At 53.2% G+C, this 17404-nt stretch carries 19 protein-coding genes and 2 riboswitches; of the genes, 14 read left to right on the forward strand and 5 right to left on the reverse strand.

Going from position 1 to position 17404, the window contains the following annotated elements; genetic code table 11:
* Positions 1-59: 59 nt before the first annotated feature.
* From HMPREF1207_RS19425 to HMPREF1207_RS19435, 3 genes are all read left to right on the forward strand, one after another.
* Positions 60-629 carry a manganese catalase family protein gene (locus tag HMPREF1207_RS19425; RefSeq protein ID WP_009674562.1) on the forward strand — a complete coding sequence of 190 codons (570 nt, stop codon included), beginning with the start codon at positions 60-62 and terminating at the stop codon, positions 627-629.
* 374 nt (positions 630-1003) lie between these two features.
* The gene (locus HMPREF1207_RS19430; RefSeq protein ID WP_009674560.1) at positions 1004-1225 is read left to right on the forward strand and encodes a hypothetical protein; all 222 of its coding nucleotides are present in this window, start codon (positions 1004-1006) and stop codon (positions 1223-1225) included.
* Positions 1226-1489: 264 nt separating this feature from the next.
* Positions 1490-1678: riboswitch (cyclic di-AMP (ydaO/yuaA leader) on the forward strand.
* A gap of 11 nt (positions 1679-1689) precedes the next feature.
* Positions 1690-2655: a 3D domain-containing protein gene (locus HMPREF1207_RS19435; RefSeq protein WP_009674580.1), complete on the forward strand. Its 966-nt coding sequence runs from the start codon at positions 1690-1692 to the stop codon at positions 2653-2655.
* A gap of 48 nt (positions 2656-2703) precedes the next feature.
* On the opposite strand, the gene HMPREF1207_RS19440 is transcribed toward HMPREF1207_RS19435, so the two are convergent.
* Positions 2704-3756: a polysaccharide deacetylase family protein gene (locus tag HMPREF1207_RS19440; protein ID WP_009674575.1), complete on the reverse strand. Its 1053-nt coding sequence runs from the start codon at positions 3754-3756 to the stop codon at positions 2704-2706.
* 144 nt (positions 3757-3900) lie between these two features.
* A riboswitch (cyclic di-AMP (ydaO/yuaA leader) is annotated at positions 3901-4041 on the forward strand.
* A 4-nt stretch (positions 4042-4045) separates the two neighbouring features.
* Here HMPREF1207_RS19440 and HMPREF1207_RS19445 point away from each other — a divergent pair.
* From HMPREF1207_RS19445 to HMPREF1207_RS19475, 7 genes are all read left to right on the forward strand, one after another.
* Positions 4046-4900 (forward strand): C40 family peptidase, encoded by an 855-nt coding sequence (locus tag HMPREF1207_RS19445; protein ID WP_009674605.1) that lies wholly within the window; start codon positions 4046-4048, stop codon positions 4898-4900.
* 131 nt (positions 4901-5031) lie between these two features.
* Positions 5032-5433, forward strand: coding sequence for a phage holin family protein (locus HMPREF1207_RS19450; protein WP_009674581.1), 402 nt, complete (start codon positions 5032-5034; stop codon positions 5431-5433).
* Between the two features lie 374 nt (positions 5434-5807).
* Positions 5808-6509 carry a pirin family protein gene (locus tag HMPREF1207_RS19455; protein ID WP_009674607.1) on the forward strand — a complete coding sequence of 234 codons (702 nt, stop codon included), beginning with the start codon at positions 5808-5810 and terminating at the stop codon, positions 6507-6509.
* 25 nt (positions 6510-6534) lie between these two features.
* Positions 6535-6864, forward strand: a complete 330-nt coding sequence (locus HMPREF1207_RS19460; protein WP_009674558.1) for a hypothetical protein — start codon at positions 6535-6537, stop codon at positions 6862-6864.
* A gap of 143 nt (positions 6865-7007) precedes the next feature.
* A complete protein-coding gene (locus HMPREF1207_RS19465) occupies positions 7008-7274 on the forward strand; it encodes a hypothetical protein (RefSeq protein WP_009674590.1) in 267 nt (88 codons plus the stop codon).
* 111 nt (positions 7275-7385) lie between these two features.
* Positions 7386-8204 carry a sugar phosphate isomerase/epimerase family protein gene (locus HMPREF1207_RS19470; protein WP_009674602.1) on the forward strand — a complete coding sequence of 273 codons (819 nt, stop codon included), beginning with the start codon at positions 7386-7388 and terminating at the stop codon, positions 8202-8204.
* Position 8205: 1 nt separating this feature from the next.
* On the forward strand, positions 8206-9312 hold the full coding sequence (locus HMPREF1207_RS19475) for a Gfo/Idh/MocA family protein (protein ID WP_009674612.1): 1107 nt from the start codon (positions 8206-8208) through the stop codon (positions 9310-9312).
* Between the two features lie 12 nt (positions 9313-9324).
* On the opposite strand, the gene HMPREF1207_RS19480 is transcribed toward HMPREF1207_RS19475, so the two are convergent.
* On the reverse strand, positions 9325-9543 hold the full coding sequence (locus tag HMPREF1207_RS19480; protein ID WP_009674570.1) for a hypothetical protein: 219 nt from the start codon (positions 9541-9543) through the stop codon (positions 9325-9327).
* On the opposite strand from HMPREF1207_RS19480, the gene HMPREF1207_RS19485 reads away from it, so the two are divergent.
* Positions 9542-10750, forward strand: a complete 1209-nt coding sequence (locus tag HMPREF1207_RS19485) for an MFS transporter (protein WP_009674606.1) — start codon at positions 9542-9544, stop codon at positions 10748-10750. The genes HMPREF1207_RS19480 and HMPREF1207_RS19485 overlap by 2 nt on opposite strands.
* A gap of 140 nt (positions 10751-10890) precedes the next feature.
* Positions 10891-12027 (forward strand): ROK family transcriptional regulator, encoded by a 1137-nt coding sequence (locus HMPREF1207_RS19490; protein WP_009674566.1) that lies wholly within the window; start codon positions 10891-10893, stop codon positions 12025-12027.
* A gap of 80 nt (positions 12028-12107) precedes the next feature.
* Here the strand turns inward: HMPREF1207_RS19490 and nagA are convergent, their stop codons facing one another.
* The 3 genes from nagA to HMPREF1207_RS19505 are packed head-to-tail and all read right to left on the reverse strand — an operon-like array spanning position 12108 to position 14890.
* Positions 12108-13304, reverse strand: coding sequence for an N-acetylglucosamine-6-phosphate deacetylase (gene nagA / locus HMPREF1207_RS19495; protein ID WP_009674579.1), 1197 nt, complete (start codon positions 13302-13304; stop codon positions 12108-12110).
* A complete protein-coding gene (nagB, locus tag HMPREF1207_RS19500) occupies positions 13301-14029 on the reverse strand; it encodes a glucosamine-6-phosphate deaminase (protein WP_009674569.1) in 729 nt (242 codons plus the stop codon). Before nagB ends, nagA begins: the two co-directional genes overlap by 4 nt.
* A 3-nt stretch (positions 14030-14032) precedes the next feature.
* The gene (locus HMPREF1207_RS19505; RefSeq protein ID WP_009674573.1) at positions 14033-14890 is read right to left on the reverse strand and encodes a MurR/RpiR family transcriptional regulator; all 858 of its coding nucleotides are present in this window, start codon (positions 14888-14890) and stop codon (positions 14033-14035) included.
* A gap of 217 nt (positions 14891-15107) precedes the next feature.
* Here HMPREF1207_RS19505 and HMPREF1207_RS19510 point away from each other — a divergent pair, with 217 nt between their 5' ends.
* Entirely contained in the window at positions 15108-15788 is a 681-nt protein-coding gene (locus HMPREF1207_RS19510) for an HAD family hydrolase (protein ID WP_009674599.1), read from the forward strand.
* Positions 15789-16108: 320 nt separating this feature from the next.
* Positions 16109-17374 carry an ArnT family glycosyltransferase gene (locus tag HMPREF1207_RS19515; protein WP_009674613.1) on the forward strand — a complete coding sequence of 422 codons (1266 nt, stop codon included), beginning with the start codon at positions 16109-16111 and terminating at the stop codon, positions 17372-17374.
* The last annotated feature ends 30 nt before the right edge of the window (positions 17375-17404 follow it).

Consider the following 17404-nt stretch of genomic DNA (forward strand, 5'->3'; position numbering starts at 1 on the left):
TATGAACGGCCTGGACGGAAGAACAAGCACGGTTGTGCTTAAGGAGACGGGGGATTCCGATGTGGATTTACGAGAAGAAATTGCAGTATCCGGTTCGTGTAAGCAAATGCGATCCGCACATGGCCAAACTTCTGATCGAGCAGTACGGGGGTGCGGACGGGGAACTTGCTGCCGCGCTTCGTTACTTGAACCAGCGTTACACCATTCCGGACAAAGTAATCGGGGTACTGAATGATATCGGGACAGAAGAATTCGCTCACCTAGAGATGATTGCCACGATGATCTACAAGCTTACGAAAGACGCCACTCCCGACCAGCTAAAAGCCGCGGGCCTGGGCGAATATTACGTCAACCACGATTCGGCTTTGTATTACCAAAATGCGGCCGGCACACCGTGGACGGCAGCCTACATTCAAGCCAAGGGCGATCCCATCGCCGACCTTTACGAAGATATCGCGGCGGAAGAAAAGGCGCGTGCTACCTATCAGTGGCTCATTGATCTGACGGACGACGTCGATCTCCAGGATGGGCTGAAATTCCTGCGTGAACGTGAGATCATCCATTCGATGCGTTTCCGCGAAGCGGTAGAAATTCTTAAAGACGAAAGGGCGGCCCAGAAAATTTTCTAGCGGCCTGGACAAAAAGACGGGGAAACCCGTCTTTTTTCGGCAATTTTTAAGATAACCGAGCCGACGACTTCAATAGATATGGAAAAATTGAATAAGATTACTAATTTTTCCGGAACGTTTCCCCTTCTGAAGGTGTCTTACTTATATAAAGGTTACAAGTAAACAGTCCGTTTAAATGGCGTAGGTCTTATAGGAGCGGTGTTAGGAGCTGGACATGGGCAAAAATGATGTCGTATTTACGAAAAATCTTAAAAAGTTCGTCAGCTTTCCGCTAAAAAATACCACATTTTACCTATAAGTATGATAAAATGGAATAAGTTAGCAAGAAATTAAGAGCGAAACCTATATTTTGGAATAAGGAGGAGGCTGCTATTATGGGGATCACATTAAGTCTGCTGATCGGTATGTTAGTTCTTTTAGCGGCATCATTAGGTCTGCGCAAACCGAAGGAATTCGACCGGTCCGATAACGTGCCGTTTCGTCCTTTCGATGATATTTACGAGGGGAAGAAGCGGCCGACTGTAGAATCGGTACAAAGCCAGGCAGCCGTGAAAATAGAAGAAAAGCCGAGAGAAAGGAAACGAATCGCCAAATAAAGGTTTCCTCCTATGGGATGAATTTCCTGGATATATGGTGAAGAAACAATGCCTTTTATGAGAAACACATGAGAATTACATAAGCGGAATGTGAGAATGGCGTTAATTTTCTCTCTCGCGTTTTTCCGGCCGAAAGGGCGGGGAAGCATCAAATAGGCTTGATGGAACAGCTTTTTACAGCAGCTTCAGCGGTGGATTAAAAAAATGAAAAGGTTGTTTTCTGCCAATTTGTGTGTGTTTGTTTCTAAAGATGTATGTGATAGCTTGTGTAGAGAGCCGAAACTTCTTCCGTTTCCCGGATTTTCCAGGAGAGGAGGAGGTGCGGGGGATGATTTATTTCGGAACCGTGTGTATGACTGCGGCGTCCGATAGGGGTGAATCGCTGGCAGCAGCGTGGGCGACTTCTCAGTCCGAACCCGACAACTAACCTCGTAGGCAATACCGAGAAGGAGCGTACATCAACTATGGCTTTAAAGCATCATTGGAAAAAAACATGCGCTACTCTGCTGCTGGGTGCAGTGGTGGCGGCATCTTCCGCATTCCAGTCGCAGGCGGCTGAAACGGAAACGGCTAAAAACGACGGCCTGTTGTATTGGAAACTGGCTAAATCTTATCAGGAGATTGCAGCCGGTATGACCGATACCGTAGGACAAGCAGCCGATTCGGAGCTTACCCAATCTTTGGTGACACCGGAAAATCAAACCCTGGTGCTATCCGAGCCAAATTCCATGTGGAACTTCGCTTCCCAAATGAATATGGACGTTCTTGACCTCTTATCGTTAAATCCCGATGCGGATCCGCTTAGCCTGCCGGCAGGCAGCGAGCTGAAAATTGTGGGGGAAGCGGCCCTTGAGCAGCTTAAAGCTTTAAAAGCGACGGTAAAAGTCCCGGTCCAGGCACCGGCCAAAGTTCAGCTTGCATCGGCCTCGCCAAGTCAGACGGACTCCATAAAACCTTCGGAGGCTCTTCAAAAGAGCGGCAAACCGCAGGCTCCCGAACCGAAGAAAACCGCGGAGAAGAAGGCCGTTAAGAAACCGGCTGCCCAAGCGGCATCGGCTTCCGCAAAATCTGGCCAGACGCTGACAACCGCGGCGGGCAAACAGATTCAATACAAAAAAGTGCTGAATATCAAGGCATCGGCCTATTCCGCTGACCCGAGCGAGAACGGCGGATATGCCGGCATCGACTACTACGGCAACAAACTGACCGTCGGCACGATCGCGGTCGATCCGAAAGTAATTCCGCTCGGCTCCACCGTATATGTAACGGGTTATGCTTTCCCGGGCCTTCCGGCCAAGGGAATGATCGCCAAAGCGACGGACATCGGCGGCGCGATCAAAGGCAACCGGATCGATATTTTCGTTCCGGGCTCCAAAGATAAAGTAAACAACTTTGGCTATCAAAGCGTGAAAGTATACATTCTTAAATAACCATTAGCCGGAAAGAAGGCGGGAGCGGATGCTCCCGTCTTTTGTGCGTTACAAATCCTTGGAAATTCCCAGTAGTTCCGGAATCGTGACCAGCTTGTATCCGCTCGATTTCAAGGAACGGATCAGATCGGGAAGGGCCGTGACCGTACCGCTGAGATCATGCTTGTCGTTTCCTCCCGCGCTGTGCTGCAGAATGACTGAACCGGCCCGGGCGTTGTCCACAATATTGTGGTATACCTGCTTGCCGGACAGTCCTTTCCAGTCGAGGGAATCCACGTCCCAGTTCACGGCCAGCAGGTGATGATCGGACATCCAGCGCACCTGCTCTTCATTGATGGCTCCGTAAGGAGGACGAACCAGTCTGGGCGTATAACCGGTCAACGGTTTGATGACCTCTTGCGTACGCATAATTTGCGAAGAAAATTCCGAGGCGGTCAGTTTGGGCATAAAAGGATGGCTGTACGAGTGGTTGCCCACGACATGACCCTCCCGTACCATCCGGCGGATGATCTCGGGATGTGTCTGAGCGCGGCTTCCGATCACGAAAAAGGTCGCTTTCACCTGATGCTTTTTCAGAATATCGAGCACTTGCGGGGTATATTTGAGATCGGGCCCGTCATCAAACGTGAGCGCGATTTTCTTTCCTTGGGAGGTTCCTCTCATCCGGAAAACCGCCGGGTATTTGTGATGAATCTCGGCTAGGCTCAGCTTCCGCTGCTCCGTTTTCTGAAGGGCATTCGCTTCCTGATGATGCTTCTGAACGGGAACGTCTTTCTTTTTCGGCTCCGGTTTGGGAGCAGATGCGTTTTTAAGTTTTTTTAGGGGCACGGGAGGCGCAGGAGCCGGAGCTGCCGGAGCTGCCGGTGATACAGAAGGAGCGGCAGCGGTTTTTTCCTTGATCGCCGGAATTTTCGCAGGCTGGAATTTGGCTGGACCGGATACGGATGACGGACCTGGATCTTCGCTTAGAGTGTGCGGGATAAAACGGTTTTCGTCCAGCCGGGAAGAGGCCGAGCCCTCGCCGGGCAGCTTTGCCGGAGAGCATGCGGAGACGAAGGCCAGCAAAATGGCGGATGAGACAGCCAGGGCTGCACGTTTCATGGGGAACCCTCCTCTAATGGCGTTTTCACTAGTTTTGTTTAGAGGGAGGAATTTTATCCGGGATTTGTTACAAAATAGACACAACAAAAAGGGTTGTCCGATTATGTAAATTATGTTAACCTTTTTAGGAGTGTCTTTGACACAATTTATACAAAGCCGAATCCGGTGAATCAAAAGCACCTGTACGGGGGACTTATTTCTGGGGTGAATGCCTGTCATTCTGCAAGCTAGGGAACCTCTTTCCCGAACCCGTCAACTAACCTCGGAGGCCCAAGGAGGAAAAATCGTTTTGAAGATTTGGGTACAAAGCGTTGTAGTTTCATGCGCCGTACTGACGGCCGGTCTATTCGCGGCTTCGGATGCTCATGCCAATGCCGCTCGTTCCGCTAAAGTGCAGGTCAACGACCAACTGGTGAATACCGAAGGTACCGCACCTTTTATCGATTCCAGCAATAACCTGATGATTCCGCTTCGTCCTGTTGCAGAGAAATTGGGAACTCAAATTGGATGGGAACGTGCAGGAGCTCAAATGAGTATCTCGGTGACCGGGAATGGCCACAAGATTACGTTTACTACGGGGGAGAATCAGGCTCTCGTGGACGGCAAGAAGATCGACTTGCCAAGCAAAGCGCAGTTTTTGAACAATACGGTCTATGTTCCGATGAGATTTCTGGCGGATTCACTGTCTATCCGTGTACAATGGGATAATGTGAATACGATTGCAATTTTCGATGCCGATGGTCAGTACCATTCCCCGGCTTGGTATGCAACCGTGCCTCAGAAGTCGCAGCAGGAAAATACGATTGTAGCAACAGCCAACAAATATAAAGGCGTTCGTTACGTGTATGGCGGTTCTTCGCCATCTGGATTTGACTGCTCCGGGTTTGTGCAATATGTGTACGATAAGAACGGGGTAGACCTGCCTAGATCTTCTGCAAGTATGTATGCCAGCGCAGGGGTTAAAGTATCCAACCCGCAGCCGGGCGATCTTGTATTCTTCGCAAGCAATTCCAAAATGCAGCATGTGGGTATTTACGTAGGGGCTGACAAATTCATTTCCGCGACAGATGATGGAGTGAAAGTGGACAGCTTGGGCAGCGCTTACTGGGGCTCTCGTTATGTTGGAGCCAAACGCGTCATGTAATCATACAAATTGTAATTTTTATGCCGTCCGGGTGCCACCGGGCGGTTTTTTATTTTATTTGTAAGCACTAGCCAAGCGTCGTTCCTTTCTACTGCCGGATTCATAGAGTGGTAGAGAAAGGAGGGATTAAGATGAACCAAACGATTTTCGGTAGTTTGGCGGCTTTCGGCGCCTCACTCGTTACGTATGCGTTCGGTGGATGGTCTGAATTGTTGGGTTTCTTCCTCGTGGCTATCGCAATCGACTATGTAACCGGTGTTGCGGCCTCTCTGAAAGAAAAGTCCGGGTTGAACAGCAATATCGGCTTCTGGGGTCTCGCCAAGAAAGGGCTTATGCTGCTCATCATTTTGTTGGGTCACCGGATGGACATGCTCATTGGCAGCAGCGTCGTGATGGATGCCGCTATTTATTTCTATCTGGTCAATGAGTTAATTTCCATTACGGAAAATTATGGCCGACTCGGTCTTCCTCTTCCCGATAAATTCAAGGAAGTCATCGCCCAATTGAAAAATCCGAAGCAAGATAAGGATTAATACCCGCTCCAAGTTGCTGTGAAACTCTTCCATTAGAAAAAGTTTCCGTTTTTTATTAAATGAATGATCGGACAAGGCTCTCGCTCAGGCGGGAGTTTTTTTATGACTTGGTCCTAATTCCTATTGTATGCGTTTATGAAGAAAGAAGGGTAACAAATTGATGACAAAATGAAATAATTGTAATTTAAACGAAATATATAGTTACTTGAAATAAGTAAGTTTAAGGAGTATGATAGAGGAAGAATAGATTAAAAAATAGAATCAGGACTCTAACGCAATCGTACTTCGCAATCAATCATCCTAAGAGGGATATCCCGATGGCTCGTAAATCCATAAACGGCTGGACAAGCTTATATTGAAAGGTGTGAATGACAATGATAAAGATCTATCCCGCTTCATCCCGGTATTCCACGGATCACGGCTGGCTGGTCAGCCATTTCAGCTTTTCGTTCGCGGATTACTACGATCCGGACAATACCCGTTTCGGTCCCATGAGAGTGTTGAATGACGACACGGTGCAGGGCGGACGGGGATTCGGGGCCCATCCCCACCGTGAGATGGAAATCGTGACCATCGTTCTGGAAGGGCAGCTTCAGCACGAAGACAGCTCCGGCCACCGGGCGGTCACAACCTATGGAGGCGTTCAGCGGATGACCGCGGGTACCGGCATTATTCATTCGGAAATGAATCCGGGACAAGACGACGTTACGCTTTTGCAGATGTGGTTCGATCCGGAAGAGCGCGGTCTCGAACCTTCCTATGAAACGACCGAGTTCAAGGTTGAAGCGCTGAAGAACAACTTGCTGCCGGTGGTGTCCAAACCAAAGGCCGGTCCCGGGGTCGCCGGCATCCATCAGGATATGAGCATTTACTTATCCGAATTGGACGGAGGTAAATCAGTTACGTTCGAACAGCCGGAAGGCAGAAGGGTTTTCTTCATGGTCCTGGACGGTGAGGCCGCGCTTAACAATGGGACGATTTTGGGTAAAAGAGATTCAGCACGGATCACGGAAACTCCGTCGCTCACGATCGGCAGCGCGGCAGGCGCACGTTTTATGCTGATTGATCTGCCTTGATACGCGTCAAAGAGGGGGAATACCTATGAGTGAAGCTCACCGTTTGTATGTGAAGCATGCAGTAGGCAGCCGGATGCTGCTGGACACGAAGGAAGTGGGCGGATTTCTGCACCTGTCCGAGGTTCCGGGAGGCTGGCGCTTTGAAATAAGCGGAGTCGATCTGGACGCGGCACGTGAAATCGCGGATTTCAAGGATGAGCTTAACCTCTTTTACCTGGAGGAAGGTGAAGAGGAAGAGCCCCAAAAGTGGTGGTATTACGGCCATAAAACGCCGGAGATCGACTATGAGGCCAACGGCCGAGTCCTCCACATTACTGTGGATACGAGAAAGGCTTACAGCAACCGGCACGTCTGAGGACGTCCGGTTTTTTGTTGCGGATTTTTTAGGATTGGCAAAAGAAGGCCGATTGCATTTTTGCTTTCCGGGACTTATAATAAGAACAAACGTTCCTATTTTTGTTCGGAAAATGCGATAACTCAGAAGGAGGCTGGCCGTTTATGTCAACGTTGGAGCGATACCTGGGAAGGAGAGTAGAGATTATCTATATCGACCGGAAAGGAGCGATCAGCCAACGCGACATTCGGCCGCTGGCCGTAACCGGGGACAAGGTTAAAGCTTATTGTTACGCGCAGCAGGCTCTCCGCTTTTTTCGCAGCGCCGATATTCTGGCTTGGGTTCCGCAGTCCGAGGAAGAAACTTCAAGCAGACCGGAATTTTATCCCCGTAGAAAAAAGACGCCGGGAAATCCTTTACTTTATGGTTGACATCGCCAAAGAGACGGTTTAACATTTAAATCAAAGTGAACATGATTTCACTTTTTTCTTTAATTAATTAGTTTTTCCGCTGGAATAATTAATTCTCAGGAGGACTTACTCATGAAAGTATCTGTAGGCGGATTTTCTTTTAACCAGGCTTTTCTGAACGGAACGATGGATGTATTCGGCTACCTGGAAACGGTCCGGTACCGTTACGGGCTTGCCACCGTCGATTTATGGAACGGACAATTCGCGGACCGCTCCCATCCGCTGCTTAAGCTGCCGGACCGGGAGTATTTAAAGAAGATCCGCCAGGCGATGGACGAGAAAGAAATGACGCTCGTGAACATTGCCATTGACGGAGCTCATCTGTGGGACCCCGATGCGGACAAAAGGGAAGCGCTTCACAAAAATGCGCTGGAATACCTGGACGCCTCCATTTTACTGGGTGCGAAAACGGTCCGGATCGATACGGGCGGCCGCGGACAATCCGCCTTCTCCGAGGAAGAACTGGATTATGTGGCGGGACGCTACCGCGAATATTGTCAAATCGCGCAGGAGAACGGATTTACGATAGGTCCCGAGAATCATATGGGCCCGTCTCTCGTGCCGGGTGAAATGAAACGCCTTGCCGAAGCCGTGAATCATCCTTCTTACGGGTTTCTGCTTCATATGCACCGCTGGGATCAAGATCGGGAGCAGGGGGACGCTATCGTGGCCCCGTGGACCGTACACACGCATTTCGACCCTCAGACGGCCGAGGCGGACGATGCGGTTGAAACTATACGCATGCTGAAAAAGAACGGCTACGACGGTTACTGGGGCGTTGAGCATCATGCTCAGAAACAGCCTTATCTGGAAGTCGAATGGCTGCTGACCACGGTCAAGCATCTGCTGCTCATGAGCGAAGACGGCAACAACGGGGAGGAACAGGCTTAACATGAACCCAATTCGGATCGGCATCATCGGAGTCGGACAAATCGGCAAAATTCATCTCGATCAATATAAATTGATTCCGGACGCGGAAATCGTGGCCGTCTGTGACGTGAACGAGGCGGAAGCGCGCCGTGTAGCGGACCTGTACGGAATTCCGGAAGTTTACACGGACTATAACGAGCTGTTAAAGCGCGACGACCTGGATGCGGTGGATGTCTGCCTGCACAACAACTTCCACGCTCCTATTTCGATTGCCGCGATGAAGGCAGGCAAGCACGTGTACTGCGAGAAACCGATCGCGGGCACCTACGCGGACGGCAAAGCGATGGTAGACGCTTCCCGTGAATTCGGCAGGCTGCTGCACGTCCAGCTCGGCACGCTCTACCGCAAGGAGACCAAAGCGGCGAAAGCGCTGATCGAAGGCGGGGAGCTGGGCCGTGTGTTCCACGCGCGCTCCACAGGCTACCGCAGACGGAACCGCCCTTTTGTGGACGGCTACGGCACCCCGGCTTTTACGCGCAAGGAGACGGCTGCGGGCGGCGCGCTTTTCGATATGGGCGTCTACCATATCTCGCAGATGCTGTATCTGCTCGATTTGCCTAAAGTCGAGCGGATCTCCGGGAAGCTCTACCAGGAGACGGACATGGACCCCGGTCGCCGGGAATCCAGCGGTTTCGACGTGGAAGAGCTGGCGATCGGGCTGGTGCGCTTCGAGAACGGCATCACGATGGATATCATCGAATCATGGGCCGTTCATATGAATCCGTTCGAAGGAAGCTCCGTTCTTGGGTCCAAAGGCGGATTGCGCCTGCCGGTTAACGGGCCGGACGGCAACAAGCTGACGCATTACTCGACAAGATGCGACATGGATATGGACACGACGATCGATCTGGACGCGGCCGATTTGCGCTGGCACCGCCTGCGCGCCGACGAAGAAGCCTACGACTCTTCCCAGCATCACTGGATCGCAGCTCTTCAGGGGAGAGTGAAGCTTCTGCCGACGGCGGAGATCGCTTTGCAGACCATGCTGATCAGCGAAGGCATGTACCTCTCCGACGCCCAAGGCCGCGAGGTTTCCGCGGAGGAAGTGGAGAACGGGCTTAAAGCTTAAGCGGAGCGCCGGTCAACCCGGATAGCAGCTCTTCCGGCTGAGCATACAAAGCAGCGCGGCAGCGGGAAACCCGGCGGATGCCGCTATCCCGTACAGCCTAAGCCGAAGCAGGGAGGCGCGGTATACGGCGGCAGAAAAGGAACCGCGTTTCCTGCCTGCCGCCGTTCCTTCCGCTTGGCGGAAGCATACCTGTTTACCTGCAACCGAATCGCAAAGGAGTTTGCTCATCATGACAACCGGAGCCGCCGAACGGCGCTCATTTACGATGTTTAAGCTGTATATTCTTTTTTTGTACGGCGCTTTTTCGCTTCTGTTCACCTATGTGCCGCTTCTGTTTCTGGAACACGGCTTGACCCGGTTTCAGATCGGCATGCTGATGGCGGGGGGCCCTTTCGTCTCCATTCTGGCCAACCCGTTCTGGGGCTATTGGAGCGACCGGATGCAAAATGTGCGGCGTACGCTCATTATTTTGGTCATTTGCAACCTCATCGTGGTTCAACCTGTTTTTCACCTGCATTCGTTCTCCTGGCTTTACCTGGTCCTGCTTCTGTACTTTTTCTTTCAAAGCCCGACCTTTTCCCAGAGCAATAGTCTCATTCTAAGCACAATTGAAAATACTCCTTACAAGTTCGGCACGTTCCGCCTCTGGGGCTCGCTCGGCTGGGCCATTGCCGCCGTTGCGGCGGGACCCGTGCTGACTGCGGTTGGCATAGAACAGCTTTGGTGGCTGTACAGCGGTATTCTGATGATCTCGCTTTTGTTCGTTTTCAGCATTCCTCAACCGAAACCCGCCGCTGCGGGCGATGCGCTGCCGGGAGGGGGATTCAAGCAGCTTCTGGGCAACCGTCCGTTTGTGATGCTGCTTTTGCTGGGAGTTCTGATTTCGGTCCCGAATTCCATTAATTCGACCTTCGTGTCCATCTACCTGACGGATATGGGCGGGTCGGCGACCTGGATCGGCTGGGCCGCTTTTCTTTCTTCCGTTTTCGAGGCGCCGGTATTTCTCCTGCTGGACCGTTATTTGAAACGGGACTCCAGAACGATGTTTGTTTGCCTCGCCTTGGTCAGTCTTCTTTTCAGTATCCGCTGGCTGCTCATGATGCTGGTGGACAGCCCCATGCAGCTGATTTTTATTCAGCTTTTGCACTGCATTACGTATGGAGGCTACTATTATATCGGAACGAACCTGACAGGTCATTTGATTCCGGCCCGAATGCGGGCGTCCGGCCAAGCGGCGTTTGCGCTTACCTGGGGCGGAGTGTCCGGAATTTTCGCGGGATTCGCGGGAGGCTGGATGTACGATACGCTCGGAGCCGGTAAAATGTACGGTATCGGAGCGGGGGTATCCTTGATCGGAATGATCGGGTTTCTGCTGATCTGGCGCGGAATGCGGCAGTCGTCGGCCGATCGGGGAACGGATGCGGCCGCAGGCGTTTGACAGATCCGGAAGCATTTTGACAGGAGTGGGCCTGACCGGCATTGTTTACGATAAACGGCAGGGTTCCGGAATTGCGGGAAATCGGATGCCCGTGGCACAATGATAGTGGATGAAATAAGGCTTGCAGGGAGTAGAGGATTATGAATCAGATTGGAAATCAACAAATGTTGCGGGAGATCAACAAGTCTCTGCTGCTGAATAATATTTATGAGCAGGGTCCGATTTCGAGAGTGGATTTGGCCCGGAAAACAAGACTAAGCCCGACGACGGTTTCCGTCCTGATGGAAGAAGCGATCCGCGAAGGACTGGTGCGCGAAACAGGCACGGCCGGCTCGGGTGTCGGCAGGCGCATGACGCTTCTCGACATCAACGCGGCCGGCGGCTGCGTGCTTGGCGTAGACCTGTCCAACGCCCCGGCCCGCTGCGTTCTGCTGGACCTGCGGGGCAATTTGCTCGCCTCGCAGCCTCTGCAGCCGGCGCAGCCTCTCTTTGGGCCGGAAGCGATGTGCAGCGAGCTTCCCCAGCTCATCCGCGCCTTTCTGGAGGAGCAGGAGACGCCGCTTGCCACCATCCGGTGGATGGGCGTGTCGATTCCGGGGCGGATTGACGAGAAGCGCGAGAACGTCGTAAATTCGACCGTACTGGGCCTGGAGAACTTCCCGCTGAGAACGAAGCTTTACGAGGAGTTCAACATTCCGATGCATCTGGTGAACGATCTGGATGCCGCGGGTTTCGCCGAACGTTTTAACGGAACGGCCAAAGGTCTCCAGACGATCGTCTACATCCTCATCGACTATGGAATCGGCGCGGGTCTTGTGCTGAACAACCAAATCTACCGCGGCCGCCATGATCGTGCGGGACGTATCCGCGAGTTCAGCCGGTTCAGCACGGCGAATCTGTCCAAGCGTCTGCTGGAGACGTACCCGGACACCTTCGGCGATGTGAGAGACGAAGAGCCGCTCGTCGTCCGCCGTTTCGTGGACTTGGGCATGCAGGGAGCGGAGCCCTTCGCGGGAGAGCTGGAGGAGATCATCGAGACGATCGCCTCCTACTGCGGGCACGTCTTGCAGCTGCTCAGCCCCGAGCAGCTCATTCTGGGCGGCTGGATAGGCGAGAGCGAGCCGTTCTTCAAGCGGCTTGCGGAGCGTATCCAAAGCCGCGAGCAGGCGATCGTGCCGACGCCTGTCCACTCGCCCCGGTGGAAGGAGTACGGCGCCTCCATCGGCGCCGCTACGATCGGCCTCCACCGGATGTTCAAGTCGCGGACCATGAGCTGACGGCAAAGACCGCAAAAAAACCTCGTGCAGAATGAACGTAACATTCTGCGCGAGGTTTTTTGCGCTTATGGACGGAAGGCTTAAGCTTCCGTCACGAGGGAAAGTTCGCGTCCGAGCACCCAGGCGCGTTCGAGATCCAGCGACGGGCTGACGAGCAGGAAGTCCGCTTGTTTGCCGCGTGCGATGGAGCCCATGCGGTCCGCTACGCCCATCTGGCGGGCAGGGTTGCCGCTGGCGTATTCGCTGGCCTGCTGCACGCTGACGCCGATTTTGTTGACCATGAATTTGAAGGCGTCGATCATGGTCAGCGTGCTTCCGGCCAGGCTTCCGCCTTCTTTCAGGCGGCAGATGCCGTCCTTCATGATCACGTCGAGTCCGCCCAGCTTGTAATCGCCGTCTTCCAGGCCGGCCGCGGAAATCGCATCGGTGATCATGATGAGGTTATGCTGCTTCTTCGTCTGCGTCAGCAGCTGGACGCCGGCCGGATGCACATGCACGCCGTCGGCGATAATTTCCGCATGAATCCGCGGATCGGTCAGCACGGCGCCCGCCGTGCCGGGATTCCGGTGGTGCAGGGGAGTCATGGCGTTGAACGTATGAACGGCATGGCTCAAGCCGTGTTCAACCGCGCGTTCGATCGTCTCGTAGTCGGCATCCGTATGGCCTGCGGCCGCAACGATTCCGTGATCGCTGAGCCACTGGATGACGTCCATGGCTCCTTCCCGTTCGGGCGCGAGCGTCATCATTTTGACCAGGCCGGGGAAGCGGGCATGCCAATCTTCAAGCCACTCGGATGTCGGCAGGGAGATGAATTCCGGGTTCTGGGCGCCGCTCCATTTCGGAGAAATGAACGGGCCTTCCAGATGTACCCCGATCAACTGGGCATACGGCATTCCGCCGCGGATATAAGCGTCTGTGGCGGTAATAACCGCATCCAGCGCTTCGCGGGAGGCCGTGACGGATGTGGCGAGCATCGCTGTCGTGCCTTTGGTGCTGTGGAAACGGGTGATCGTTTCCAGGGACTCGGCGGAAGCGTCCATGAAGTCGGCTCCGAAGCCGCCGTGAACATGCACGTCGATAAAGCCCGGCAGCAGCCAGCTTCCTTGCGCGTCTACGGCGCCCGTTAAATCAAGCTCCGCAAGTTCATGCGCCTTGTAGATGCGTTCGATGCGGCCGTCTACGGCGAGCAGCGCGCCGTTGTCGACGACTGTATTTTCCGTCACGATCCGGGCGTTAACGATTAATATGCGCTCCTGCGCGGAAGTGGACCGGCTCATACAAAATTCCTCCCTGCTTCGGAATCGAGCAGAACGATCAGATGCGGGTGTGTCTGCAGCAGGCTTGCCGGACACTGGGTCGTAATCGGGCCGGTCAGGGCACGGTGTACGATATCCGCTTTGTCGGCGCCGCGGACAACGAGAAGAATCGTTCTGGCTTTAAGAATCGTTCCTACCCCCATCGTGAGAGCGTGCGTCGGAACGTCATTAATGGAAGGGAAGAAGCGTGCGTTGGCTTCGCGTGTTTTGTGATCGAGTTCGACCAGGTGAGTGCCGCCATGAAGCTCGTCCGCCGGCTCATTGAAGCCGATGTGGCCGTTGTGGCCGAGACCGAGAATCTGCAGGTCCACTTGTTTGATCTCGTCCAGTTCGCCATTATAACGCGCGCATTCTTCCTGAAGGTCGGAGGCGTTGCCGTTCGGAATGCGGGTGCGCTCCGGCTGCACATCGATATGGCGGAACAAATGCTCGTTCATGTACGTACGGTAGCTTTCGGCATGACCGTCGGGAAGTCCCACATACTCGTCCAGATTGTACGTGCGTACGTTTTTAAAGCTCACGCGTCCCTTGTTGTAAGCTTTTACGATTTCTTCGTAAATGCCGATCGGCGTGCTTCCCGTAGCGAGACCGAGAACCGCATCGGGCTTCGTCTGGACAAGAGCGGTAATAATCCCCGCGCCCGCCTCGTTTAATTCCTGCTGATTTTCAAACTTGTGAATAATCATGGTTTACTCTCTCCCTTTGCTTCGGTATTTGCGGACCATGTGGTAGGTCCGTTCCAAACGGGTGACATGTTCGTCGAACCGGTCGCTGACCAGGCTCGTAAACAAAATGTCTATCACATGAAGCTGTGCGATCCGGGACGCCATATCTCCGCGGCGCATGCCTTCCTCCAGCGTAGAGGCGAACAGCTTGATGTCCGAAAGATCCGCCAGGGGATTGGAGCCGTATTTGGTCAGGCTGATCGTCGTGGCCCCCCGCTCTTTGGCGCAAAGCAGCGCCTGAATCGTTTCAGGCGTATCGCCGGAGTAGGAAACCGCGAAGGCGACGTCACCCGGCTGCAGGTTGGAAGCGGACGTGATCTGCATGTGAGGATCCGACCATGCGGTCGCGTACCTCCCGATCCGCACCAGCTTCTGGTGGAAGTCGAGCGCTACGACGCCCGAAGTGGCGACGCCGTAAAGATCGATCTGCCTCGCGCTCTGAAGCGCGTCGACCGCCGACTGGACCTGCTTCAGATCCAGAAGACGGGTCGTATCCGCAATAGAGCGCATATGGTTAGCTTCCATAGCCGACACGATTTTCTCCAGCGGATTCCCGGCGACGATATCTTGGTAAGACTGGCCGGCAGGCTGAGTGGCGAGCTCCGCGCCGAGCTGGAACTTGAAATCGGTGTATCCCTGGAAATGAAACGTCTTGCAAAAGCGGGAAATCGTAGCGGGACTCGTCTTCGACTGTTCCGCCAATTCCGTTATTCCCATGCGCACCACTTGACTGGAATGCTCGAGAATATAAATGGCGAGAACCTGTTCTTGGCGGTTCAGCCCGTGCTTCCGTTCTTCAATGGCCCGAAGAATGCTGGACATAGGATTCCGCACCTTTTTTGAAAAAAATTTTAGTGAAATCGTAGTTTATTAAGAAAAACATTTTCACATTCATTCTAAAATATTTTACCCTTAACATCAATAGGAAGTCCTAGTGAAAAGCGGACGAACACCGGAAAAATTTTCCGCGGACCAAGTTGACAAGCCCGGCACGGTTTGCCATTCTTAAAAGAAAACCTTTAGGATGTGGAGTCCAGCTATGAATCAGTCCCCTACACCGCAAGCGATGCTTTTTGATTTGGATGGAACGCTCTTCAAAACGGAAACACTTCTTCTGCCGGCTTATCATGCGGCTTTCGACGCGCTTCGCCGCGAAGGAGTTTATGAAGGGCCGACGCCGTCTGACGAACGTATTCTCGGCGGGCTCGGCATGCTTCTCGAAGAAATCTGGGAGCGGGTTCTGCCCGATGTCCCGGCCGCGGTCCGCAGCCGCGCGGACGAGCTCCTGCTCGCCGAACAGATGGACCGGCTGCTCCAGGGAGAAGGTACGCTCTACGATGGCGTCGAGGAAACGCTGCAGGCGCTTCATGCCCGCGGGATCCGGCTTTTCGTCGCGAGCAACGGTCTGGAGGATTATGTCCGGGAAGTGATCCGGATGAAGGGGCTGGCGCCTCTATTTACGGGGTTGTACAGTGCGGGCGAATACGCAACGAAGTCCAAAGTGGATCTTGTCAAATTGCTCCTGGAGCAGCACGGCTTACAAAGCGCCTGGATGGTAGGGGACCGCTCTTCCGATGTGGAAGCGGGTCACCGCAACGGGCTTAAGGTGATCGGTTGCGATTATGCGGGTTTCCGTACCGAGCATGAGCTCGACGAAGCCGATGTCCGGATTACGGCATTTCCGGAGCTGCTCGGCCTTCTTCCCCGAGAGGAAAACTGATCAGACAAGCCGTCTTTAAACAACTGAATAAAGAAAATCCTCGGCGGGACAAGTTTGTCCACTGCCGGGGATTTTTGTTTCTAGGCAGAAGTTATTCGGTATATATAGGGTAGGCCATCACGCGTTTCCCTATTTATTTTTTACGTAAAATTGACCGGACGCAGCATGGCCGTTGACGTTTCTCGGGTATGCTGGTACGACAGGAAGAGCGGCTGCTTGAACGGAATTTCTTATCAATCCTTAAGAAATGAAACCTTTTTAATCCGGCCTGCGTTAAAGGGACAGGAAGAATACGGTAAAGCTGGAGGAGGAAGAAGAGCGTGGGTGCATCCCGGTTATGGAAAAAAATGCTGATTGTGTTCGTTCTGGCTTTTGCGCTCGGCCTGAGGCTATTCTACGTACTGGGAGAACAATACGAGCCTGTGGAATACGATCAAAAGAACTATACGACGATGGCGGTACAAATGCTTGAAAAAGGGATTTACGGCTACAACGAGGCCAAATCCAACACGTTAGTGACTCCCGGCTTTCCCGTATTTCTGGCGGCGATTCTGGCCGTATTCGGATACACGGATATAGAACGCACGTTTATGGTGGTACGGGTTTTACAGGTTTTTATCTCGCTCGGGGCCATCTGGTATATCTACAAGATCGGGCTGAGGCTTTTCAACCGGACGACCGGCCTGATTGCGGCGTTTTTCGCTTCCGTATACGGAACCTTCATTGTCGTGAATTCGTTGATCCTGACGGAGGTCATATTCCTGACGTCGTTTATGGCGCTCATTTATTATCAGATCAAAATCGTACAGGAAAACCGTACCAGGGATCATCTCCTTGCCGGACTGCTCCTTGCCTTGGCCGTTCTGATCCGCCCGAATACGCTGGTGGTGGCGCCGGTTCCTTATGTTTTCCTGTGGTTTCAGCACAAGAAGCCCTATTTTAAAGAAATCAGCTTCGGGGTCCTCGCTTTTGCGCTGGGGATGCTTCCTTGGTGGATACGCAATGCGATCACCTTTCACGAAATTATTTTCATTTCCAAAGGAGGAGCGGGAAATCCCCTGCTAGGCGGAACCGATCCTTATTACCGGGGAACGCTGGACTGGAGCAAAATCGACTTCAACAACCAACAGGGAGAGGCGATAAAACGCATCAAAGAAGGGCTGCAGACCGATCCGGCCCTCTGGATTCGCTGGTTTACGGTGGGCAAAATGAAAGAGATGTTTCTGAACAAGCTGTACATAGGAGATTACGGCTCCTCGGTGCCTGCCTGGTATGCGCCCTGGATTCCAAGGTTTCACAAGTTTCTGGTCTATGCGGGAATGGGAGGCTCCCTGATCGCCTTCTTTATCCATAAAAGCTACCGGTACCTGATCACCGTTTTTCTTATCCTGCTGGGGACGCAGCTTATGTTTATCCCGGAAGCGCGTTACACGATCGGCATGATGCCGTTTCTTATGCTGATTATTTCCGCGCTGCTGGTTCAGGCGGTTTCCTATGCGGTAGGGCTTGTCCGTGGCCGCAACAAGACGGGAGGCGGAGTCCGGAAGGATGTCCGTTCGGAAACGGACGGAAGTAAGGCTGTCTGAGGCGGTGTTGCTGTCAAGCGAAAAGCCAGG

It is taken from the genome of Paenibacillus sp. HGH0039, from assembly GCF_000411255.1.
Classification (GTDB): Bacteria; Bacillota; Bacilli; order Paenibacillales; family NBRC-103111; genus Paenibacillus_F.

Coding starts and splice junctions, on each gene's coding strand:
- HMPREF1207_RS19425 (WP_009674562.1), top strand. CDS start 60: ATGTGGATTTACGAGAAGAAATTGCAGTATCCGGTTCGTGTAAGCAAA.
- HMPREF1207_RS19430 (WP_009674560.1), top strand. CDS start 1,004: ATGGGGATCACATTAAGTCTGCTGATCGGTATGTTAGTTCTTTTAGCG.
- HMPREF1207_RS19435 (WP_009674580.1), top strand. CDS start 1,690: ATGGCTTTAAAGCATCATTGGAAAAAAACATGCGCTACTCTGCTGCTG.
- HMPREF1207_RS19440 (WP_009674575.1), bottom strand. CDS start 3,756: ATGAAACGTGCAGCCCTGGCTGTCTCATCCGCCATTTTGCTGGCCTTC.
- HMPREF1207_RS19450 (WP_009674581.1), top strand. CDS start 5,032: ATGAACCAAACGATTTTCGGTAGTTTGGCGGCTTTCGGCGCCTCACTC.
- HMPREF1207_RS19455 (WP_009674607.1), top strand. CDS start 5,808: ATGATAAAGATCTATCCCGCTTCATCCCGGTATTCCACGGATCACGGC.
- HMPREF1207_RS19460 (WP_009674558.1), top strand. CDS start 6,535: ATGAGTGAAGCTCACCGTTTGTATGTGAAGCATGCAGTAGGCAGCCGG.
- HMPREF1207_RS19465 (WP_009674590.1), top strand. CDS start 7,008: ATGTCAACGTTGGAGCGATACCTGGGAAGGAGAGTAGAGATTATCTAT.
- HMPREF1207_RS19470 (WP_009674602.1), top strand. CDS start 7,386: ATGAAAGTATCTGTAGGCGGATTTTCTTTTAACCAGGCTTTTCTGAAC.
- HMPREF1207_RS19475 (WP_009674612.1), top strand. CDS start 8,206: ATGAACCCAATTCGGATCGGCATCATCGGAGTCGGACAAATCGGCAAA.
- HMPREF1207_RS19485 (WP_009674606.1), top strand. CDS start 9,542: ATGACAACCGGAGCCGCCGAACGGCGCTCATTTACGATGTTTAAGCTG.
- HMPREF1207_RS19480 (WP_009674570.1), bottom strand. CDS start 9,543: ATGATGAGCAAACTCCTTTGCGATTCGGTTGCAGGTAAACAGGTATGC.
- HMPREF1207_RS19490 (WP_009674566.1), top strand. CDS start 10,891: ATGAATCAGATTGGAAATCAACAAATGTTGCGGGAGATCAACAAGTCT.
- nagA (WP_009674579.1), bottom strand. CDS start 13,304: ATGAGCCGGTCCACTTCCGCGCAGGAGCGCATATTAATCGTTAACGCC.
- nagB (WP_009674569.1), bottom strand. CDS start 14,029: ATGATTATTCACAAGTTTGAAAATCAGCAGGAATTAAACGAGGCGGGC.
- HMPREF1207_RS19505 (WP_009674573.1), bottom strand. CDS start 14,890: ATGTCCAGCATTCTTCGGGCCATTGAAGAACGGAAGCACGGGCTGAAC.
- HMPREF1207_RS19510 (WP_009674599.1), top strand. CDS start 15,108: ATGAATCAGTCCCCTACACCGCAAGCGATGCTTTTTGATTTGGATGGA.